Origin of the sequence: Rhodocytophaga aerolata, assembly GCF_030503435.1 — a bacterium.
Lineage (GTDB): Bacteria > Bacteroidota > Bacteroidia > Cytophagales > 172606-1 > Rhodocytophaga > Rhodocytophaga aerolata.
In genome coordinates, this window is the sequence record NZ_JAUKPO010000099.1 from 1 (window position 1) to 5559 (window position 5559).

A 5559-nucleotide genomic window follows, 5' to 3' on the forward strand; every position below is an offset into this window, starting at 1 on the left:
CATCTTCAGCTTTCACCTATAATAAGGCTTACTTGTTGACTGTCAAACCTTCTATTTTCCAGACATCCTACCATAAGAAAATTTATATTCAACCAGCTTAATTATGAGTAAATTTATAGGGGACAGGCTGTTGCACAACTGTTGGATTGGAATCTGCCTTCTGATTGGTAAATTCAAGAATGGTAGGCAAAAGAAAACAATTCAATAAAACTTGCTCTTCACTTCTAGTGGAAACCTATGTTCCCAAGAACAATTTCTATCGCCAAATCAAGCAGCTACTCAAGTTAGACTTTCTCTATCAAGCAGTCGCTCCTTATTATGGCAAGTGTGGGCATAAATCAGTAGACCCTGTAGTATTTTTTAAATTGCAACTGGTAGCACATTTTGAAAATATCTGCTCTGATCGAGCCTTGATTGAAAAAAGTGGGTTACGCTTAGATATCCTTTACTTCTTAGATTATAGTCCTGGAGAACGCTTGCCTGGACCTTAAATCACGATTTAATCGTGAGGTCCGCCACAGCACTCTGTCTCGTACACGCAAGCGATTACCGGCTGCTGTATTTGAGACTTGTTTCCAACACATTCTTACTGCCTGTGTAGAAAAGGGGATGGTTAGTGGACATACGCAGGTGGTGGATGCAGCTTTTGTCGAAGCCAATGCTTCTACAGATAGTATGAAGCGAAAAGCGCTGTTGGAATGGCGGCTGCTCCAGGGGGAGGCTAAACAAATCACAGCTGCTAATCTTTTAGGGCAAGCTTCTTCTTTTACTGCCCTAGAAAAGACAGCTAAGCCGAAAAGCTGTTCAAGAAATAACCGTAGTCATATCAGTATAAGCGATCCTGAGGCAAAGCTCACCCAAAAAGCAGGTAAACCTTCGCGTCTCTATTACCTTTCCAGTATGGCTGTTGATACTTATCGGCACGTGATTACCCATATACAGGCAAATGGAGCGTCTTGCTCCAATGGCAGACGAACGGGATTCTCGCCATCTGATGGCAATCGTAGACAAGCTATTAATAAATCTGAAGCAGTATGGTTTATGTCTGCAATATCTACTAGCCGATGGAGGCTTTAGTTCAGGCGAAAATTATTCTGCCCTGGAGGCACGCCACATCAAGGGCTTCATTCCTCTTCATGGGAGTTACCATCCGGTAAGGGAAGGCTTTTACTATGATTCTATAGAGAACGCCTATGTGTGCCGCAATGAAAAGTTGCTTTATTACCATGGCATTAGAATGGAAAATGGCTTTGCCACTCATTACTACCATGCCCGGGTGAAGGATTGTAAAGAGTGTCCCTTTAAAAAGGAGTGTTGTGGCAATAAAAGGCGACAAAGTCTAACTTTTAGTGTTTACCGCCGCTATCATCAACTTATGCAAGAACGGGTAGAAAGCAGTGAAGGCAAAAGTATGAAGAGGCGAAGGATGGCTACCGTAGAGGCTGTTTTCGGCAGTTTACTCAATTACTATGGCATGAAAAGAAGTCATGCAAAAGGAAAACAAGCTGCTCATAAAATCATGCTCATGGCGGCTTGTGCGTATAATCTGCAAAAGCTCCTCTCTCATATACCTCATCCAAAAAGTAAGGTCCAAAGTCTTCCTCTTCAGCGTCGGCTTACTTTTTATTTTGTCCTCTTACAGGTTGTGCAACAGCCACGGGTGGTTAAATTAACTATTAATATGATAAAAGCAGAACATCGTCACTATGTCCTGCTTTTGTAATTGTTTATTACCCTTTACTATTTAATTTCTACTCCTCTTGATCTTAAATAGCGGTAGAAGGTAGGTTTGCTAATCGAAAGTTGCTTACAAAGATCAATGACAGGCAGTTGCCTTTGCTTATATAGCGCTTCTGCGATTAAGGCTGTCTTTTGTGCTTTTGCTGATAAGCCCTTTTTTCTACCTCCTAATCTACCTCGAACCCGTGCACTGGCCAGCCCGGCCATGGTGCGTTCTCTGATCAAATCGCGTTCAAACTGAGCTAAAGAAGCAAAGATATTAAATACTAATCTGCCTTGAGCGGTAGTTGTATCAATGGGATCTGAAAGACTTTGCAGCCCTACTTCTTTCTGCAATAACTCTTGAGTTAGAGTTACTAAGTGCTGCAGGGACCTGCCTAGTCGATCCAGTTTCCAGATCACCAATACATCGCCTGCCCGAAGATGAGCCAGTAGTTTTGCAAGTTCAACCCGGTAAGTTTTCATGCCACTTACTTTTTCTTGATAGATTTTACCGCAGCCGGCCTTTTTGAGTGCATCTACTTGCAAGTCCAGGTTCTGATCTCCTGTACTGACTCTAGCATAGCCTATTTTCATAGTTATATGGATTTTGTTGAGCTGTAAAGCTACTAGGAAAGGTTCCACGTGAAATTTTAATTGATTGATTTATAAATAGTTTGATAAAAACTCCTACTACATTTGATAGGGTTTCCTTTTATTTTTTTTTGCCCTTAGTTCAAAGATATTTACTTATGAGCATCATCTTTGCTAATTATATATAGCTATATGTAGCTTTTTTTAGTAGAATTGCCAACGCTACTTATTGTCCTCTACTGCGCAAATGGATTTGATTTTTTATACATCCCTGCTCGAAGAAGTAAAATCACGTATCCGCCTGGCTCAAACCAAAGCTAGTTTAGCAGCCAATACGCAAATGATTATGCTGTATTATGATATTGGAAAGATGATTCACCATCGACAACAGCAACAAGGCTGGTCTTCAGCTGTGATTCCCAGGTTGAGCAAGGATCTAAAAAATGAGCTGCCTGAAGTAAAAGGCTTTTCAGAACGTAATTTGAGCCGAATGCTCGCCTTTTTTAGAGAGTATACGCAGGAGACTGACTCGACAAATTTGCCACAGAGCGTGGCAAAATTAAAAGGGCAAGGTATGGAACTGCATATCGCTTTACAATTACCCTGGGGACATAACCTGGTGCTGATCGAAAAAATTAAAGACCTATCTGAGCGTCTGTGGTATGGGCAAAAAACTATTGAACATGGTTGGAGCAGAGATGTATTGAGCCTGATGATTGAAAGTAAGCTTCATCTTCGGCAGGGGTCGAAGACAAATAATTTTGTAGAACAATTGCCTGATCCACAATCAGACTTAGCCAGACAGAGCTTGAAAGATCCCTATATTTTTGATTTTCTGACGCTCTCGCAGCCTTTTACCGAGCGAGAGCTGGAAACCGAACTCATCGTCCATATAGAGAAATTCCTACTGGAACTAGGCAAAGGCTTCGCTTTTGTGGGCAGGCAATATCATCTAGAAGTAGGAGATCAAGACTACTATCTGGATTTATTGTTCTACCATCTACAGATGCGCTGTTTTGTTGTCATTGATCTGAAGAAAGGTGAGTTCAAGCCGGAGTATGCCGGTAAAATGAATTTTTATTGTGCTGTTGTAGATGACCTGTTAAGACATCCCACAGATGGGCGAACCATTGGTTTAATCTTATGTCAAACCAAAGACAAAGTAATAGCAGAATATGCCTTGAGAGGAGTGCAAACGCCTATAGGTATCTCCGAATTTGAACTCACTCGGGCACTGCCGGAAAACTTTAAATCCAGTTTACCGACTATCGAAGATATTGAAAATGAACTGACACATAACAAATAGTAAAGAAGGAGTTAAATTATCTACCCATTTTCTGAAAATTCATATTTGGGCAAGAGGGGAAGATAATAGTTTCCATTGTTTTCCCTACTATGCCTTTTCCTTAACAAAACACTACTTATTGAACAAAGAGAAATAAGTAGTGCAATTTTATAAGTAAGGTGGTGGCGTATTATTTTCTACAAAAGAAATAAGTATTATGTAGATTAATAATTAGCAGATAATCTAAAATTGTTCATCTGTATGTCCGTTCTACGCAGTAAAAAGGATATCTAACAACTGTACTTGAAATTATAATTATTAAATTATCAGATAAACAGCTCAAAAATTAATTTATATTTTTCGCTTAATTATGAAATTGTATTTGCATAGGGTGTATGTTTTATCAATAATTTTGTTATTTTTTAATTTAAGTGCTTGCAAAAAAGATAACCAAGATCCTGTAGTCCAGCCGCCTAAAGTTGATCCTACAGTTCCAGAACCTGTGGCACCCACTATAACTACTATCACTCCAGATAATGGGATTAGCGGTACAGCAGTCACAATTACAGGTACAGGATTCAGTACGGTTCTTACTGAAAATGTAGTTACGCTCAATGATAAAAAATGTACAGTAACAGCAGCTACCTCCACCTCTTTAACCATTACTATTCCTCCTGGGGCAGGAAGTGGAAATATTGTAGTGACAACCAATAGCAAATCTGCTAAAAGTGCATCTCCATTTAGATATATGCAAACAATCACTGTAACTACTGTTGCAGGAAGTAGTCAAGGATATGCTGATGGAGAAGTAATGAATGCTAAGTTTTGGCTCCCTCATTCCATAACTACAGCAAGTGATGGCACCATTTATATAACAGAATTTGCTAATAGACGGATCCGCAAGATTAGTCCTAATGGCATTGTGAGCACTGTAGCAGGTGATGGTCTTTCAGGATATACTGACGGGCCTGCAGCACAAGCACAATTTGCCGCTCTCACTGGTATCGCTATAGCAAGTGATGGTACTCTTTATGTATCCGATAATCATATGATTCGCAAGATCACTCCGGATGGTATAGTAAGCACACTAGCAGGAAGTAGTCAAGGATATGCTGATGGACCTGCAGCACAGGCTCTTTTTACATATCCAACAGGCATCAAGATAGCAAATGATGGTACCCTTTATATAGTGGATGGAAATGGCAACCGGATCCGCAAGATTAGTCCTAATGGCATTGTGAGTACTGTAGCAGGCAACGGAACTAAAGGATATACTGACGGGCCTGCAGCACAAGCACAATTTGAGATCCCTTACGATATCGCTGTAGCAAGTGATGGTACTCTTTATGTTGTTGAAGGTCATATGATTCGTAAGATCACTCCGGATGGTATAGTAAGCACATTAGCAGGAAGTAGAGAACGGGGTATTAAAAATGGCGTTGGAATAGAAGCAAGATTTTATGATCCTATGGGTATTGCGGTAGCAAGTAATGGTACTCTTTATGTAACAGAATCGAGTTATCACCGAATTCGCGAGATTACTCCAGATGGTGTAGTAACTACTTTAGCCGGTGGTCCATTTGACGGATATGCTGATGGTACAGCTACAGAAGCAAGATTTTATCAACCTAAGGGTATAACTATTGCAAATGATAGTACTTTATATGTAGTGGATCACGCTAACCATAAAATTCGTAAAATAACTATGAGATAACTTCCAAACTTTCTTTTCATACCTTTATTGTTATTACATTTTATAGATCAAGCATTATTATAAGAGGTTGAGCCATTATTGTTAACTGATGAATTATAATTCTGGATTTTTGTATTTCTCTTAGAGATTTCCTTCCAAAAAGTGATATTCACCAATTGTTAAAATCTTATCAATCTATTTAACATAAAATGAGATGTCCAACAAAAACGACCATAATCCAATTTTATAGTTTTTTGGCAAGATTATT

General features: G+C 39.5%; 5 protein-coding genes. 4 read left to right on the forward strand and 1 reads right to left on the reverse strand.

What is annotated here, in order from left to right; all coding sequences use genetic code 11:
* Positions 1–179 precede the first annotated feature (179 nt).
* Together Q0590_RS36455 and Q0590_RS36460 are read left to right on the forward strand one after the other, a co-directional pair.
* The gene (locus tag Q0590_RS36455) at positions 180–491 is read left to right on the forward strand and encodes a transposase (RefSeq protein ID WP_302042614.1); all 312 of its coding nucleotides are present in this window, start codon (positions 180–182) and stop codon (positions 489–491) included.
* Between the two features lie 455 nt (positions 492–946).
* The gene (locus Q0590_RS36460) at positions 947–1723 is read left to right on the forward strand and encodes a transposase (RefSeq protein WP_302042615.1); all 777 of its coding nucleotides are present in this window, start codon (positions 947–949) and stop codon (positions 1721–1723) included.
* A 17-nt stretch (positions 1724–1740) separates the two neighbouring features.
* Here the strand turns inward: Q0590_RS36460 and Q0590_RS36465 are convergent, their stop codons facing one another.
* Positions 1741–2316 (reverse strand): recombinase family protein, encoded by a 576-nt coding sequence (locus Q0590_RS36465; protein ID WP_302042616.1) that lies wholly within the window; start codon positions 2314–2316, stop codon positions 1741–1743.
* A 244-nt stretch (positions 2317–2560) separates the two neighbouring features.
* On the opposite strand from Q0590_RS36465, the gene Q0590_RS36470 reads away from it, so the two are divergent.
* Entirely contained in the window at positions 2561–3619 is a 1059-nt protein-coding gene (locus Q0590_RS36470; protein ID WP_302042617.1) for a PDDEXK nuclease domain-containing protein, read from the forward strand.
* 349 nt (positions 3620–3968) lie between these two features.
* Entirely contained in the window at positions 3969–5312 is a 1344-nt protein-coding gene (locus Q0590_RS36475) for an NHL domain-containing protein (protein WP_302042618.1), read from the forward strand.
* Positions 5313–5559: the final 247 nt, after the last annotated feature.

Coding starts and splice junctions, on each gene's coding strand:
- Q0590_RS36455 (WP_302042614.1), top strand. CDS start 180: ATGGTAGGCAAAAGAAAACAATTCAATAAAACTTGCTCTTCACTTCTA.
- Q0590_RS36460 (WP_302042615.1), top strand. CDS start 947: ATGGAGCGTCTTGCTCCAATGGCAGACGAACGGGATTCTCGCCATCTG.
- Q0590_RS36465 (WP_302042616.1), bottom strand. CDS start 2,316: ATGAAAATAGGCTATGCTAGAGTCAGTACAGGAGATCAGAACCTGGAC.
- Q0590_RS36470 (WP_302042617.1), top strand. CDS start 2,561: ATGGATTTGATTTTTTATACATCCCTGCTCGAAGAAGTAAAATCACGT.
- Q0590_RS36475 (WP_302042618.1), top strand. CDS start 3,969: ATGAAATTGTATTTGCATAGGGTGTATGTTTTATCAATAATTTTGTTA.